Consider the following 15408-nt stretch of genomic DNA (forward strand, 5'->3'; position numbering starts at 1 on the left):
ATGGATTTAAATATAGCAGTATTGATAGATGGGGATAATATCCCATCGGCCTATGTCAAAGAAATGATGGAGGAAATAGCGAAATACGGTAATCCGACGATCAAACGAATTTATGGGGATTGGACCAATCCCCGTTTGGGCAAGTGGAAAAACGTATTGCTTGAAAACGCTATTACGCCCATTCAACAATACGGGTATACCTCGGGCAAAAATGCCACGGATTCGGCCATGATCATCGATGCCATGGATATCTTGTATTCGGGCAAGGTCAATGGATTTTGTATAGTGAGTAGCGATAGTGATTTTACCCGTTTGGCCACAAGACTCCGGGAAGCGGGGATGCAGGTGATCGGGATGGGGGAAAAGAAAACCCCCAATCCGTTTATCGTGGCTTGCGATCGGTTCATTTACATAGAGATCTTAAAAGATCGATCCGAGGAAATTTCGGATGCAAATAAGAGCAAGAACGTCCCCGAAAGCAATGTGGATAAGATCACTGCAAAAGATATTCGACTGTTCACCTCTACCATTAATGATGTTGCTGACGAAGATGGTTGGGCCTTTCTCGGTGATGTGGGAAGTCTGCTCCAAAAAAGATATCCCAATTTCGATTCCCGTAACTATGGTTTCCAGAAGTTGACGCCGTTGATGGGGGCCATTAAGAATTTCGAATTGGAACGTCGCGAGGATTCACGTGGTCGGAATAAATTGATTTATGTGAAGGTCAAGGAGAAAAATGCTTCAAAATCCCGGAAATGAGAACCCCTTGAAAATGGTCGCTAGTTCCCGTTTTAACAATTATCCTTAAATTTGAGTATCACGTGATTTGATAACCATTAACCAATACCTCTGTACTTATGAAATATCCTTTATTGCTTTTTTTGTTGTTGCTTATGGCCTGTGGCCAAAAAAAGGAAAATGTCGATCTTATCGTAATCAATTCGAACACCTATACCGTAGATGGGGATTTTTCCACGGCCGAGGCTTTTGCCGTAAACGACGGTAAGTTCGTGGCCGTTGGTACATCGGATGAAATCCAAGGGAAATACAGTGCGGAAACTATCATGGATGCCAAGGGTAAGACCATTACCCCCGGACTTATAGATGCCCATTGCCATTTTTACGGGTTGGGCCAGACCCAGCAAGTCGTCGATTTGATGGGAACCCAAAGCTATGATGAGATATTACAAAAGGTAAAGGAATTTCAAGAAAGCCATCCAAAGGACTTCATCCTTGGTCGGGGGGGGGATCAAAATGATTGGGAAGTCAAGGAGTTTCCGACCAAGGCAGCTTTGGATGAAATGTTTCCGGATACACCGGTTGCACTGCGTCGCATTGACGGACATGCCCTTTTGGTCAATCAAAAAGCCCTTGATATGGCAGGCATTGGCAAGGACACCAAGGTTGAAGGGGGTGAAATAGTCAAGGAAGATGGGGAGTTGACGGGGATCTTGATCGATAACCCCATGGATAGGGTAAATGCCATTGTACCCCCTGCAGATCGGAAAGCTCAAATCCGGGCCTTAAAGGATGCCGAACGTATTTGTTTGGATTATGGACTCACCACAGTGAATGATGCGGGGCTTGATCGCGCTACCATTGAGTTGATCGACAGCCTTCACCAAACCGGTGACCTATCCATTCGGGTATATGCCATGGTAAGCGCATCGAAAGATAATTTGGATTATTACCTAAGTCGCGAACCAATAAAAACGGAACGATTGAACGTTAGGTCGGTAAAGGTTTATGGCGATGGGGCCTTGGGATCCCGAGGTGCTGCCCTGCGAGCCCCTTATTCCGATAAGCCAGGTCATTATGGAGCCATGGTAACCCCCGTGGACAGTATTGAGGCTTTGGCCGATAAAATAGCTGCCACCGAATATCAAATGAATACCCATGCCATAGGTGATTCTGCCAATGTGGTGGTCTTAAAGGCTTATAAAAGGGCATTGGAAGGCAAAAATGATAGGCGATGGAAAGTAGAGCATGCACAGATAATCTCACCGGAAGATTTCGATTATTTTAAAGAAGGGATTATTCCTTCAGTACAACCGACCCATGCGACCAGTGATATGTATTGGGCAGGCGACCGGATTGGGGAAGAGCGTGAAAAAGGGGCTTATGCCTATAAGGCTTTGTTGGAAAAAGCGGGTACTGTTGCTTTAGGAACCGATTTTCCTGTAGAAAAAGTAAGTCCGTTCCTAACTTTCTACGCTGCAGTGGCACGAAAGGATCTGGATGATTATCCCGAAGGGGGCTATCAAATGAAAGATGCATTGACTAGGGAGGAAACATTGAAGGGAATGACCATTTGGGCGGCCTATTCCAACTTTGAAGAAGATGAGAAAGGGAGTATAGAAGTGGGTAAATTTGCCGATTTTACCCTGTATAGCGACAACCTTATGGAAGTTCCCATTGAGGATGTCCCTAAAATTGAAGCGGAACAAACTTATATAGCCGGGAAACGGGTACATTGAACATAAAAAAAACCGAAGCAAATCGCTTCGGTTTTTTTTGAATATGGGAAAATACGTTTAAAACATTATTGGAAGGGAGACCCTAACGGTTCCCCAGGCCATGACCAAATGCGTACCACCTTCAACTTCTTTAAAGGCCATTGAGAAAGCCTCCAAGGATTCGTCTTCAACGATGGTGACATCGGCTTTTACCCGTGCAACATCGGCACTTTCATCATAAGAATAGGCTCCCCATTGGTTTAGGTTTTTGTTTAGGATAACCGTCCATACCTCTTTATTGGGTATGGTAAACAAGGAATATGTACCTGCTTTAATATCGGTACCGCCAACGTTGGCATCTTTGTAGAACGTAATTTCAACGGCCTCGTTGGCCCCGGTCCTCCAAACTTCACCGGCAGGCGAAAGTTCTGAAACGGAACGACCTTTTAATTGCGGACGGCTGTAAGTGACCCGAACGGCTTTATCCGCTATTTTATAACTTGATGGGAAAGCCGTCATGTCCATAGGGCTCTTATCCAATCCACTGAATTTCTGGGCAGAAATATGGTTCGTACATACCAAGGCAAGCAATAAAAAAGAAATAGTCGTTAGTTTTTTCATAATCATAATTGTCTTTTGTCTTTGTTGTTGTTATCGATCCTGGAAACACTCCAGGATTTAGTTTTTCCAAAACTAAATAGTTTATCCAATTATTGGAGTATAAAAAGTCGTTAAAATTAGCGCAACTTACAAAATGCATGATTTTTTTCGGTTTTTTCCCGATTCGCCTATCAGTTTATAGTATTAAACACATAAATAATTTTAAATAGTAATCAATTTCAAAAAAAGGGTTTGTTGTTTGAAAGTTTAAATAGATATTTGCTTTTAAATTGATATAAATATTAAGATATGTGTGGAATTGTTTGTGCCTTTGATGTAAAGGAAAGTACAGAGGTGTTAAGGCCCCAATTATTGGAAATGTCCAAGAAGATAAGACATAGAGGACCTGACTGGAGTGGTATTTATGCGAATGAAAAAGCTATTTTGGCCCACGAAAGGTTGGCGATCGTAGACCCGGCCTCAGGGAAACAACCCCTTTTTAGCAAAGACGGTAATTTGGTCTTGGCGGCCAACGGCGAAATATACAACCATAGGGAGCTACGTAAACAATTCGAAGGGAAATATGATTTTCAAACAGAATCCGATTGCGAGGTAATCCTTGCCCTATATCAGGAAAAAGGGGTTGATTTTATAGATGAGATGAACGGTATATTCGGTTTTGCCATCTATGATGCCGCAAAAGACGAATATTTTGTGGCCCGTGACCATATGGGGATTATTCCATTGTACATAGGTTGGGACCAGAACGGGACTTTTTATGTGGCTTCTGAACTTAAGGCTTTGGAGGGTACTTGTGCAAAAATCGAGTTGTTCCCTCCAGGACATTATCTGCATAGTAGCGATGGGGAGCTCAAGAAATGGTATACCCGTGATTGGATGGAGTACGATGCCGTAAAGGAAAATGAGACCAGCATACAGGAAATCAAAGAAGCCTTGGAGGCTGCGGTCCACAGACAGTTGATGTCCGATGTACCTTATGGGGTGCTCCTTTCAGGAGGTTTGGATTCTTCGGTCACTTCGGCCATAGCTAAAAAATATGCACAAAAACGTATTGAGTCCGATGATGTGAACGAGGCATGGTGGCCCCAATTGCATTCCTTTTCCGTTGGTTTGAAAGGTTCCCCGGATTTGGCCGCTGCGCAAAAAGTCGCCGATCATATCGGTACGGTGCACCACGAGATAGTTTTTACCATCCAAGAAGGCCTTGATGCCATTAAGGATGTAGTATACAATCTAGAAACCTATGATATTACCACGATCAGGGCATCGACCCCAATGTACTTGATGGCAAGGGTCATAAAGTCAATGGGTATAAAAATGGTGTTGTCGGGAGAAGGTGCGGATGAATTGTTCGGAGGGTACCTGTATTTCCACAAAGCACCCAGTCCAAAGGATTTTCATGAAGAAACCGTCCGTAAATTGGATAAGTTGCATATGTACGATTGTCTCCGTGCCAACAAATCCTTGGCGGCATGGGGTATTGAAGGACGTGTACCGTTTTTGGACAAAGAATTCATGGATGTGGCCATGCGTATCAATCCAAAGGATAAAATGATCAATGGGGAGCGTATGGAGAAATGGGTGGTTCGAAAAGCGTTCGAGGATATGCTTCCTGAAAGTGTAGCCTGGAGGCAAAAGGAACAATTCTCGGATGGTGTAGGGTATAGTTGGATCGATACCTTGAAAGAGTTGGTGGCATCGGAGGTGACCGATGAGCAGTTGGCGAATGCCAAATTCCGCTTTCCGTTACAGACCCCCACAACGAAAGAGGAATTTTATTACCGTTCTATCTTTGAACAACATTTCCCCTCTGATGCCGCAGCCTTATGTGTGCCTCAGGAACCTTCCGTAGCCTGTAGTACAAAGATAGCCTTGGAATGGGACGAGGCGTTCAAGAACATGAACGATCCTTCGGGAAGGGCAGTGGCCAATGTACATGATGATGCCTATAAGAAATAGTCAAAATCAAAGTTTTCAAGTCCATCGAGCCTGCTTGGGAATAAAGTAGGATCGGTTTTTGGATGGGAAAGGATAAAAAGGAAGTGTCATTTATTTGACGCTTCTTTTTTGTTTGTAGGGGAACCGAATATCCGGTTCGGACGGTATTGTTTTTTCCAAATGGAAAACCAAGGCCCTAAAGCGATATTTTCCACAAATTTTGTTGATAACTTAATGGTTTAAGATAGGGCAAAGGCCTATATTTCATAGGGTATTGGTTATATTTGTAAGATTGCAAAAATTATAATGATTACAACAACTTGATTTATGAGCGAAGAAGCTAATAAAAAGAATTATTCTGCCGACAGTATCCAGGCCCTTGAGGGTATGGAACATGTTCGAATGCGTCCTTCAATGTATATTGGCGATGTTGGTGTTCGAGGATTGCATCATTTGGTGTATGAGGTCGTGGATAACTCCATTGATGAGGCCATGGGTGGCCATTGTGATACCATCGATGTGACCATTAATGAAGACAATTCGATTACAACCCGGGATAATGGTCGAGGTATTCCGGTGGATTTACATAAAAAAGAAGGGGTTTCGGCCCTTGAGGTGGTAATGACCAAGATCGGGGCGGGCGGTAAGTTCGATAAAGATTCCTATAAAGTATCCGGTGGTTTGCACGGGGTAGGGGTTTCTTGTGTCAATGCTTTGTCCGACCATTTAAAGGCAACGGTTTTTAGGGACGGTAAAATCTGGGAACAGGAATATGAAAGAGGTAAAGCGCTATATCCCGTTAAAAGTATAGGTGAAACTACCAAAAGGGGTACAGAGGTCACCTTTCATCCCGACACGACCATATTTACCCAGACCATCGAATATAGCTATGAAACCTTGGCGAATAGAATGCGGGAGCTTTCGTATTTGAACAAAGGGGTGACCATAACCATTACCGATAAAAGACAAAAAGACGAAAAAGGGGAGTTTGTTTCCGAAATCTTCTACTCCGATCAGGGGTTGAAGGAATTCGTTCGGTTCCTCGATGGCAATAGGGAGGCTTTGATCCAAAGCGTGATCGCCATGGAAGGTGAGAAAAACGGTATTCCTGTCGAGGTGGCCATGGTCTACAATACTTCCTATACCGAGAACCTCCATTCCTATGTGAACAATATCAATACCCATGAAGGGGGAACACATTTATCGGGATTCCGTAGGGGACTTACAACGACCTTGAAGAAATATGCCGATGCTTCCGGGATGTTGGATAAATTGAAGTTCGAAATCCAGGGAGATGACTTCCGGGAAGGTTTGACCGCCATTGTATCGGTAAAGGTGGCCGAACCACAATTCGAGGGTCAAACGAAAACCAAATTGGGGAACCGGGAAGTATCCTCAGCCGTTAGTCAGGCCGTGTCCGAAATGTTGACGGATTATTTGGAGGAACATCCAGATGATGCCAAGATAATCGTACAAAAGGTGATTTTGGCGGCACAGGCCAGGCATGCAGCATCTAAGGCCCGTGAAATGGTGCAACGTAAGAATGTCATGTCAGGAGGTGGTTTGCCCGGTAAACTATCGGATTGTTCAGATCAAAATCCTGAAAACTGTGAACTATACCTTGTCGAGGGTGATTCGGCAGGGGGTACGGCCAAAATGGGGAGAGATCGAAATTTCCAGGCTATCCTTCCGTTGCGAGGTAAAATCTTGAATGTTGAGAAAGCCATGCAGCACAAGGTTTTTGAGAATGAGGAAATAAAGAACATATATACGGCCTTAGGGGTTACTATCGGAACCGAGGAGGACAGTAAAGCGTTGAACCTTGAAAAACTAAGGTACCACAAAATCGTTATCATGTGTGATGCCGATGTTGATGGTAGCCACATTGAAACCCTGATTTTAACTTTCTTTTTCCGTTATATGCGTGAATTGATCGAAGGAGGTCATGTTTATATTGCGACCCCTCCTTTGTATTTGGTCAAAAAAGGAAGTAAAAAGCGATATGCGTGGTCCGATGAAGAACGCGATGAAATTGCGAAGAGTTTTAATGGTAGTGTAGGCATACAAAGGTATAAAGGTTTGGGAGAGATGAATGCGGAGCAATTGTGGGATACGACCATGAATCCCGAATTCAGGACCCTGCGCCAGATCAATATAGATAATGCTACTGAATCGGACCGTGTCTTCTCCATGTTAATGGGGGATGAAGTACCTCCGAGAAGGGAATTTATAGAGAAAAATGCCGTTTATGCCAACATTGATGCATAGGAAACGGTAGTTACACAACAAAAATCCTGACGGTTACGTCAGGATTTTTAGTTTTAGGGAAAATTTAGCAATATGAAACGAATAGTATCCCTAGTGGCACTGGTCTGTAGTTTGCAAGCTATGGCCCAATCCAATATCAATGAGGTATTGGCGGCAGGACTTGATGATGCCGAAAGATTTACGAACGATTACCTGGCCCCGGCCTCGGAAGGTTTTATGTATAGCCTTTCCAGCGGTTGGTACAATACGGCAGATGCGAAACCCTTAGGTGGGTTTGAGATTTCGATAATCGGTAACCTGGCCAATTTTAAGAATAAGGACGATAAGAAGGCCTTTGAATTGAATACGGCCGATTATGACAACTTGAAATTCGTTGATGGCAGTATTTCAAAATCGGTATCCACCTCATTGGGTGATATTGAGAATGTCATGGTGTATGTCGAGGATGAAAACGGGTTGTTCAGGGAAGAATTTGAACTTCCTACGGGATTGGCCTCCGAAGGCATCAATTTTGTGCCTTCCGGTTTCGTGCAGGCGAGTGTAGGACTTATAAAAGGTACCGAAATAAAAGCGAGGTTCTTGCCCAGTGTAAGTACCGACGATTATGAAATAGGCATGTACGGGGTCGGGATCCAACATGAGTTCACCAAACATCTTCCTGCGGATAAGCTTTTGCCCATTGCCATATCAGCGGTAATCGGGTATACGCATCTCGATGGATCCTACGACTTCACCAATACCAACATTGTGGCAGGGGAGGATCAACGGCTCGAAGTTGATGTAAACACCTGGGTGTTTCAAGCTGTGGTCGCTACCAAACTGCCCATTATCAATTTTTATGGAGGTATAGGGTATCTGACAGGTAAATCCACTACCGATGTGTTGGGTACTTACGTAGTACAGTCCGGACCTTTTCAAGAAACATATGAAGATCCGTTTTCCATTGAAAAAGATGCCAGCGGGGTTACCGCCAATATTGGGGCAAAATTGAAATTGGGCTTCTTTAGGTTGCATGCCGATTATTCCTTGGCCGAATTCAATACCTTATCCTTTGGTATTAATTTTGGCTTTAGATAATGATCCAATACATGAATTGAAATAAAAAAAGCCCTGTCATGACCGACAGGGCTTTTTGCATGGGAACTTTTGATCAGGGTATCTATTCTCTAATGGCGAGGATATTTCCGTTTGCATCAACAAGACTGGCTTGGTCCGTACTCGCATCCATGGTGACCTCATCGTCCGATTTATCGTCCAATCCGGGGTAACAAATCGTGTATACGCCGCCATCTTCCGACCAACTGAAATCGGTTGTAACGGTAATGTTACCATTTTCCTTGACGTGGTACCGTCCTAAGTAGGCATCATTGAAAATCCATTCATATTGGGTCGATACCTTAGCGGTTTCACTATCGGTCGAGATGGATGCACTTGACCAAATTCCTATCACTGGATCATCGTTTTCGGGGATTCTAGAGCAATTGCTGGCCAATATGATGCCGACAATTGCAATAAAAGAAAATAGCTTTTTCATTCGTAGGTAATTATAGATTCGGGGTTAATAATTAGAGAACGGACTTCTCGGATCGGGTATTGTTGAAAATCGATGAACGGCACTGATTTTCGAATAAATTCGTTGAAAAGTAAATTTTGTTAACATTTGTTTTATGGCGGGTATCGGGGGTGTAAATGATATAAAATATTAACTGATTTTTGTCATATTTTTTTACTGTTGATTCAGTACTTTTGTAACATTATAATTTTCAACATAAAAACAAGATAATATGAAAGTTACCGTAGTAGGTGCAGGTGCTGTAGGTGCAAGTTGTGCCGAGTATATTGCTATTAAGGATTTCGCCTCTGAAGTGGTGATATTGGACATTAAGGAAGGCTATGCCGAAGGCAAAGCGATGGACTTGATGCAAACAGCTTCTTTGAACGGATTTGATACGAAGATTACTGGAACCACCAATGATTACTCCAAAACGGCTGGTAGTGATATCGCCGTTATTACTTCAGGTATTCCGAGAAAACCGGGAATGACCCGAGAGGAATTGATCGGAATTAATGCCGGAATCGTAAAAACCGTTGCTACGAACCTTATAGAGCATTCACCGAATGTCATCTTGATCGTTGTAAGTAACCCTATGGATACCATGACCTATTTGGCCCATAAAGTTACCGGATTGCCTAAAAACAAAATCATCGGTATGGGCGGTGCCTTGGATAGTGCCCGTTTTAAATATCGATTGGCAGAAGCTTTGGAAGCCCCTATTTCCGATATTGATGGAATGGTGATCGGTGGACACAGTGACACCGGAATGGTACCATTGGCATCCCATGCCACAAGAAATAGTATTAAAGTATCCGAGTTTATCGATGCGGATCGTCTTCAACAAGTCATTGAGGATACCAAAGTAGGTGGGGCTACCTTGACCAAATTATTGGGTACAAGCGCATGGTACGCACCAGGTGCGGCAGTATCGGCACTGGTACAGGCCATCGCCTGTGACCAGAAAAAAATGTTCCCATGTTCTACCATGTTGGATGGGGAGTATGGTCTTTCCGATATTTGTATCGGCGTGCCTGTGATTTTGGGTAAAAATGGTATTGAGAAAATCGTTGATGTGCCTCTTTCCGAAGCTGAGAAAGCCAAGATGAAGGAAAGTGCGGAAGGCGTATCAAAAACCAACGGACTTTTAGACGTTTAAGACAACGTTATATATAATGTTACGAAAGGCATCCCGATCAAATAAATCGGGGTGCCTTTGTTTTTTGCAATAACTTACAAATATATTGTCAATTCTTAGGGTAAATCATATATTTGCAGGCTGTTGAGAAAAGCACACATAAAATATTCATAACCAATGCAAAATAAAGGACTTATAAAGCTTTTTGCCTTCCTATTCGGGCTAGTTAGTATTTATCAATTATCCTATACCTTCATAACCGGGAAGATTGAAAACGATGCTGAAGAATATGCAATCAATAAAATATCCGAAGCTGAGGATAATTATCTTTCTAAGCGGGAAGAGCTTGAAATCAGTTACTTAGACTCCATTGGGGGTAATCCGATTCTTGGATATACCACTTATAATGAAGCCAAAAAGAAAGAATTGAATAAAGGACTCGACCTTAAAGGGGGTATCAATGTTACCCTGCAAATATCCGTAAAGGATATCTTGAAAGGTCTTGCCGATAATTCTAAGGATCCTGTTTTCAATAAGGCATTGGCCGATGCAGATACGGCATCCAAAAGTAGTGATGACACCTATGTTGACCTCTTTTTCGATGCGTTCGATAATATCAAAGGGGATACTAAATTGGCCTCACCTGATATTTTTGCCAATAAGACATTGAGTGATGAGATAAACTTTCAAATGACCGATGATGAGGTTAAACCCATTATCCGTAGAAAAATAGATGAATCCATTGTTTCTGCATTTGAAGTCTTGCGGGAACGTATTGATGGTTTTGGGGTAACCCAACCCAATATCCAAAGGGAAGGTAATTCCGGTAGGATCTTGGTAGAGTTACCTGGGGCACGCGATATTGCTAGGGCCCAAGAGCTTTTGTCAAGTACGGCACAATTGGAGTTCTGGGAAACTTACGAACAGAACAATCCTAGTTTTGGAAACTTTATCGTAGCGGCGAACGAAAGGCTAAAGGCCATTGTTAAGACCGAAAAGGTCGAAGCGCCTGTAAAGGAAGAATCTGAATTGGATTCCCTATTGTCAGATACTTCCGATTCTTTGGATATGGCCGGTCAGGTAAATCCTTTGTACGATATATTGCTTCCGGCCAATCCGGGTACGCATGCCATGTTCCGCGCAGCTGTCAAGGATACGGCCAAGGTCGGGGAATATCTTAGAATGCCCGAAATTCAGCGTTTGTTGCCGGCAGATATCCAATATACCAAATTCTTATGGGAAAGACCTTCGTCTGATGATGTTGAGATTCTCGACTTGTATGCTTTGAAGTCCAATAGAAACGGTACTCCAAGGATAACCGGGGATGTGGTGAGTGATGCGCGTGACACCTATGACGAGTTCAATAAGCCTGCGGTATCAATGAGTATGAACTCAAGGGGTGCTAAGGAATGGCAGAAATTGACCAGCGATGCGAATGTTAACAATACGGGTATTGCGGTTGTTTTGGATAATAAAGTATATACCGCTCCCGGTTGTTCGGTCGTTGGAGGTATTTCCGGTGGTGGCACCGAGATAACGGGTTCATTTACCGTTGAGGAAACCAAGGATATTGCCAATGTGTTACGCGCAGGTAAACTTCCTGCTAAAGCGGAAATCATCCAATCGAATGTGGTAGGGCCTTCTTTGGGTCAAGAGGCTATTGATAGTGGTTTTAGCTCGTTTCTAATTGCAATGGCCATTGTGTTGGTCTGGATGGTGTTCTATTACGGTAGGGTCGGAATCTTTGCGGATATTGCCTTGTTGTTGAACATTCTTTTGATTTTTGGGGTACTGACCAGCTTAAGCGCGGTACTTACATTGCCTGGTATAGCCGGTATCGTTTTAACCATAGGTATGGCGGTTGATGCCAACGTACTTATCTTTGAACGGATCAAGGAAGAGGTAGCTAGGGGAAAAGGAAAGAGCCAAGCGGTTGCCGATGGTTTTGGCAATGCCCTTTCATCGATTCTGGATGCCAACATCACTACGGGTTTAACAGCATTGATCTTGTTCCTTTTTGGTTCAGGACCTATTAAAGGATTTGCAACTACCTTATTGATAGGTATCATAACTTCCTTGTTCACTGCAATATTCATTACCAGGTTATTGGTAGATTGGTATTTGAGTGGTAAAGAAAGAAGGTTGGACTTCTCAACGGGCTTAACGAAGAATCTATTCACAAACTTGAGTATCGATTTCTTGGCCAAGCGAAAAATCGCTTATATCATATCTTTGATTTTGATCGGTGTCAGTGTATTCTCGTTGTTCTTCGGTCAAGGATTGCAACAAGGCGTCGACTTTGTCGGTGGTCGCTCCTATCAGGTCCGTTTTGAAAAAGAGGTCAATCCTTCTGAGATAGCCTCTGAGTTGAATACTGTTTTTGGTAGTGGTACCAACGTAAAGACCTACGGTGAAGCCAATCAGATAAAAATAACAACACCTTATAAAGTGGATGTTGAAGGTGTTGAGGTTGATGATGAGATTCAGACCAAATTATATACTTCCCTTCAAAAATACCTTCCAGACGGACTTTCGAAAGATGATTTTGCCCTTGGAAGCGAAGGCAAGGCCATAGGTATCATGCAATCTGTAAAGGTAGGTCCTACCATTGCGGATGATATTAAGAAAAATGCCTTTTTGGCCATTATTGGATCCTTGGCCGTGGTTTTCTTGTATATACTATTGCGTTTTAGAAAATGGCAATTTTCATTGGGAGCCGTTTCAGCGGTATTCCATGATGTCATGATCGTATTGGGGATTTTCTCCTTAACGGGATTGATAATGCCCTTCAATATGGAAATCGACCAAGCTTTTATCGCAGCGATATTAACGGTGATAGGTTACTCCCTGAATGATACGGTGGTCGTATTTGACCGTATCCGTGAAATCACGAATGAGCGTGGTTGGCATGGAGGTGTAAATATCAACAATGCGGTGAACAGTACTTTGGGGCGTACCTTGAATACTTCTTTGACTACATTGGTGGTATTGTTGGCGATATTCATTTTCGGCGGGGAGTCCTTAAGAGGGTTTATGTTCGCCATGATCATTGGTGTCATTGTAGGTACCTATTCATCGGTGTTCATTGCAACCCCGATAATGTTCGATACATTAAAGGACAAGATGGCCGGTACCGATGGGGACGCTTAAAAGGATAAATAATATGCTATAAAAAAAGGCCGCTTTAAAGCGGCCTTTTTTTTTGATGAGCATCATCTTAGGATTGTAACAACCATTTTTTGGCCTCTTTTATTGTTGCGAAAATTTCGCATTCATAACCAAAATTACGGATGAACGTGGCCAATACTTCATATTCCAGGCGCAATTTATCATCGGTTATCACAGCGGAAAGTTTATAATCGGGTTTGAACCCGATCGCAATTAATTTATCGGCGAGCAGAAAGGAATTATCCAATTTAAGCCTTTTGTCCAAATTGGTAATTGTCAATATTTTATTTAAACCATGTTTTTCGCATAGTGGGGGTATTTCCGACCATACCCGGATCGTTTCCTCTAATTCATTATTGGAATCCCGGGTTCCGGTAAACTCGGCTTCAACAAAGTCTTTATGTGCTTTTAATTGTATGGAAATAGGCATAATTTGGGATTGTCTGTTTGTATTCAAAAAGAAAATACGGTACTTAAATAAAAAGGGTGTATGATATTTCTGTTTCTTGAGGAAAGATTACAGGGGGAGGCTTTAGGTTATTCATGGTGTTTTGATAGGTCAAGTTTAAGGTACGTTAAAGATTTAGGGAAATGAATCGACAAAAATAGCATAGAAAAGGACCAAGTTCAAAAAAAATGGGTTAATTAACTATTATGTATGAGCGTCTAAGCCTTAATGGGATATCTTTTTCCAAGGAAATGTTCGGTTATCCATCTTTGGTGGCCGGTGAATGAATCGTGGCCATGGTTACAGGTGAATTTCCCTAATAACAGTGGTTGTACAATAATGGATGATCGGTAAACCATCCGGGGTCGTTAAGGGTCGGTCATACAGGTGCTATGGTCCCGGTTGAGCCTGTAATCCCTTTTTTTAATACAAACCTGTATTGGGGGTTTAGCACAGGCTCCTCCCTATGGGAGACAAAAATGATCGTCGACATACTCTCCTTGGCGATTTTATTGACCAAGGAAACCAATAATTCGGCCGATTCATCATCCAGTCCGGCCGTAGGTTCATCCAAAATCAACAATAAGGGGTGTTTTATCATGGCTCTTATGGTCATTACCAGACGTTTTTGACCCATGGTCAAATCGTGGAAAAGGGTGTCTTTCAAATGCCACATATCTATTAGGAGCAGCCATTCTTTGGCCAATCTCAATTGGGCTTCCGTTGGTCGCACATACAATCCAATCGAATCCAAGATGCCGGAAATGATCATGTGTTCCAAGGTGTGGTATCCTGTAAATTTATCGGTCATGGCGGGTGTAAAGTAGCCGATATTCTTTTTTATGTCCCAAATACTTTCGCCACTGCCTTTTTTATGTCCAAAAAGATAGAGTTCTTGGCCGTAACCCTTTGGATTCTCGCCGGTGATCATGGAAAGTATGGTCGTCTTTCCGCTACCGTTCGGTCCACTGAGTTCCCAGAATTCACCCCTCCCGATATTCCAATTGATGTTCTTTAATATGGCCTTGTCATTATAGCTGACATGCACATCGATAAGTTGGATCAAAATGTCATCCCCATAAGGACTCGGTGCCAAAGGTGGGGGTATGTTGCCCTTAAAGGGGGTGGTCATGGCACTTGGGGGCAAGGATGCCAATGTTGGACGTTCTTCAATGGTCTGCCCTTCAAGTTTTGCATAATGGGTGATAAAAGGCAAAAGATCGTTCTTTCTACTTATGATTTGGATAATGGAAAGGTCCTTGGCAATTTGTTCAAGCTGTTTTTTGAATTCTTCCTGGAACTGTCTGTCAAGGTTGTCAAAGGGATTGTCCAACACCAAATAGTCGGGCTTCATTTGCAATAAATGATCGAGAAGTGCCCTTTTTTGTTCCCCGCTCGACATGGATTGTAGGCTTTGTTTTTCTTCGAATGATAGGCCACTATGGCCATGCCGACTTTCTTCATCTAGAAATTTCAACAAAGTCAATTTTGAGAATAAGGCGCCCTTTAAGTTGGCTAGGGATTCAAAGGTCTTAGGTGGGGATTTACTGAAAAGTGCTTGGGTAAAAGCACGGATATTTGAAGAGTTGTCAATGAAAACCGCCCAATGTTCATTGTTGTCCATATGGCAAAACAAATTTGGTTAAAGATACGATGAAACGGAGGCTTATAAAAGGTTGTGGCTTTAAGGGACTGTTTTTTCCCCAATTGGGAATTGAAAGGGGGCTTTATTGATAAATTTGTAATCTACGGGCTCGGGAATCTTTGATTTTTGGATATAATGAGGTAATTTCGGCCTTCAATCGGATGACTAAAAAAG

General features: G+C 42.8%; 11 protein-coding genes. 7 read left to right on the top strand and 4 right to left on the bottom strand.

Annotation, left to right across the window (positions count from 1 at the left end):
- The gene (locus PHU20_RS07670) at nucleotides 1-759 is read left to right on the top strand and encodes an NYN domain-containing protein (RefSeq protein ID WP_274824769.1); all 759 of its coding nucleotides are present in this window, start codon (nucleotides 1-3) and stop codon (nucleotides 757-759) included.
- 98 nt (nucleotides 760-857) lie between these two features.
- Nucleotides 858-2477, top strand: coding sequence for an amidohydrolase (locus PHU20_RS07675; RefSeq protein ID WP_274824770.1), 1620 nt, complete (start codon nucleotides 858-860; stop codon nucleotides 2475-2477).
- Nucleotides 2478-2534: 57 nt separating this feature from the next.
- Here PHU20_RS07675 and PHU20_RS07680 read toward each other — a convergent pair whose 3' ends face one another.
- The gene (locus PHU20_RS07680; protein ID WP_274824771.1) at nucleotides 2535-3077 is read right to left on the bottom strand and encodes a DUF2911 domain-containing protein; all 543 of its coding nucleotides are present in this window, start codon (nucleotides 3075-3077) and stop codon (nucleotides 2535-2537) included.
- Between the two features lie 288 nt (nucleotides 3078-3365).
- Between PHU20_RS07680 and asnB the strand changes: the two genes are divergently transcribed.
- The 3 genes from asnB to PHU20_RS07695 all read left to right on the top strand — a co-directional run bounded on the left by asnB (nucleotide 3366) and on the right by PHU20_RS07695 (nucleotide 8360).
- Nucleotides 3366-5036, top strand: a complete 1671-nt coding sequence (asnB, locus tag PHU20_RS07685) for an asparagine synthase B (RefSeq protein ID WP_274824772.1) — start codon at nucleotides 3366-3368, stop codon at nucleotides 5034-5036.
- 306 nt (nucleotides 5037-5342) lie between these two features.
- On the top strand, nucleotides 5343-7283 hold the full coding sequence (gene gyrB / locus PHU20_RS07690; RefSeq protein WP_274824773.1) for a DNA topoisomerase (ATP-hydrolyzing) subunit B: 1941 nt from the start codon (nucleotides 5343-5345) through the stop codon (nucleotides 7281-7283).
- Nucleotides 7284-7355: 72 nt separating this feature from the next.
- Nucleotides 7356-8360: a DUF6588 family protein gene (locus tag PHU20_RS07695; RefSeq protein WP_274824774.1), complete on the top strand. Its 1005-nt coding sequence runs from the start codon at nucleotides 7356-7358 to the stop codon at nucleotides 8358-8360.
- A gap of 82 nt (nucleotides 8361-8442) precedes the next feature.
- Here PHU20_RS07695 and PHU20_RS07700 read toward each other — a convergent pair whose 3' ends face one another.
- Nucleotides 8443-8817, bottom strand: coding sequence for a hypothetical protein (locus PHU20_RS07700; protein ID WP_274824775.1), 375 nt, complete (start codon nucleotides 8815-8817; stop codon nucleotides 8443-8445).
- A 250-nt stretch (nucleotides 8818-9067) separates the two neighbouring features.
- On the opposite strand from PHU20_RS07700, the gene mdh reads away from it, so the two are divergent.
- Together mdh and secDF are read left to right on the top strand one after the other, a co-directional pair.
- Complete coding sequence (mdh, locus tag PHU20_RS07705) at nucleotides 9068-9994, top strand: malate dehydrogenase (protein ID WP_274824776.1); 927 nt, start codon at nucleotides 9068-9070, stop codon at nucleotides 9992-9994.
- Between the two features lie 156 nt (nucleotides 9995-10150).
- Nucleotides 10151-13123 carry a protein translocase subunit SecDF gene (gene secDF / locus PHU20_RS07710; RefSeq protein ID WP_274824777.1) on the top strand — a complete coding sequence of 991 codons (2973 nt, stop codon included), beginning with the start codon at nucleotides 10151-10153 and terminating at the stop codon, nucleotides 13121-13123.
- A gap of 67 nt (nucleotides 13124-13190) precedes the next feature.
- Here the strand turns inward: secDF and PHU20_RS07715 are convergent, their stop codons facing one another.
- Together PHU20_RS07715 and PHU20_RS07720 are read right to left on the bottom strand one after the other, a co-directional pair.
- Nucleotides 13191-13571 (bottom strand): hypothetical protein, encoded by a 381-nt coding sequence (locus PHU20_RS07715; RefSeq protein WP_274824778.1) that lies wholly within the window; start codon nucleotides 13569-13571, stop codon nucleotides 13191-13193.
- A 397-nt stretch (nucleotides 13572-13968) separates the two neighbouring features.
- Complete coding sequence (locus PHU20_RS07720) at nucleotides 13969-15213, bottom strand: ATP-binding cassette domain-containing protein (protein WP_274824779.1); 1245 nt, start codon at nucleotides 15211-15213, stop codon at nucleotides 13969-13971.
- Nucleotides 15214-15408: the final 195 nt, after the last annotated feature.

This window comes from Maribacter polysaccharolyticus, assembly GCF_028882255.1.
Taxonomy (GTDB): Bacteria; Bacteroidota; Bacteroidia; order Flavobacteriales; family Flavobacteriaceae; genus Maribacter_A; species Maribacter_A polysaccharolyticus.

Coding starts and splice junctions, on each gene's coding strand:
- PHU20_RS07670 (WP_274824769.1), top strand. CDS start 1: ATGGATTTAAATATAGCAGTATTGATAGATGGGGATAATATCCCATCG.
- PHU20_RS07675 (WP_274824770.1), top strand. CDS start 858: ATGAAATATCCTTTATTGCTTTTTTTGTTGTTGCTTATGGCCTGTGGC.
- PHU20_RS07680 (WP_274824771.1), bottom strand. CDS start 3,077: ATGAAAAAACTAACGACTATTTCTTTTTTATTGCTTGCCTTGGTATGT.
- asnB (WP_274824772.1), top strand. CDS start 3,366: ATGTGTGGAATTGTTTGTGCCTTTGATGTAAAGGAAAGTACAGAGGTG.
- gyrB (WP_274824773.1), top strand. CDS start 5,343: ATGAGCGAAGAAGCTAATAAAAAGAATTATTCTGCCGACAGTATCCAG.
- PHU20_RS07695 (WP_274824774.1), top strand. CDS start 7,356: ATGAAACGAATAGTATCCCTAGTGGCACTGGTCTGTAGTTTGCAAGCT.
- PHU20_RS07700 (WP_274824775.1), bottom strand. CDS start 8,817: ATGAAAAAGCTATTTTCTTTTATTGCAATTGTCGGCATCATATTGGCC.
- mdh (WP_274824776.1), top strand. CDS start 9,068: ATGAAAGTTACCGTAGTAGGTGCAGGTGCTGTAGGTGCAAGTTGTGCC.
- secDF (WP_274824777.1), top strand. CDS start 10,151: ATGCAAAATAAAGGACTTATAAAGCTTTTTGCCTTCCTATTCGGGCTA.
- PHU20_RS07715 (WP_274824778.1), bottom strand. CDS start 13,571: ATGCCTATTTCCATACAATTAAAAGCACATAAAGACTTTGTTGAAGCC.
- PHU20_RS07720 (WP_274824779.1), bottom strand. CDS start 15,213: ATGGACAACAATGAACATTGGGCGGTTTTCATTGACAACTCTTCAAAT.